The organism is Synechococcus sp. CCAP 1479/10 (genome assembly GCF_019038515.1).
Lineage (GTDB): Bacteria > Cyanobacteriota > Cyanobacteriia > PCC-6307 > Cyanobiaceae > Cyanobium.
Window position 1 is genome coordinate 1 of record NZ_JAFKRJ010000102.1, and the last position, 433, is coordinate 433.

1 protein-coding gene is annotated in these 433 nt (G+C 66.3%); it reads right to left on the bottom strand.

The genetic code is table 11. From position 1 onward, the window contains the following. A partial coding sequence (locus KUG39_RS17165; RefSeq protein ID WP_216916651.1) for a cadherin-like domain-containing protein occupies window positions 1-433 on the bottom strand: 433 nt, incomplete at both ends.

A 433-nucleotide genomic window follows, 5' to 3' on the forward strand; every position in this document is an offset into this window, starting at 1 on the left:
GGCGAGGAGATTGCCCGTTGTGGTGCCGCTGTCCTCGGCGATGGAGATGGTTTCGTTGGCGTCGCTGAAGTCGTCGTTGACCGGCGTGACGGTGATGGCGAGGCTGGAGGTGTCGTTGGCACCGGAACCGTCGGTGACGGCGTAGGTGACCAGCGGAACCGGGCCGTTGTAGTTGGCGGCCGGCGTGAAGGCATAGGAGCCGTTGGCGGCGATGCTGAGGCTGCCGACCCCGGCGATGGTTACGGGGCTGCCGAGGGTGAAGGGACCGCTCTGGCCGGCGATGGAAAAGGACGCAATCGAAACCGGGCCATCGGGACTGGTGGTGCCGGCGAGGAGATTGCCGGTGGTGGTGCCGCTGTCCTCGGCGATGGAGATGGTTTCGTTGGCGTCGCTGAAGTCGTCGTTGACCGGCGTCACGGTGATGGCGACGGTG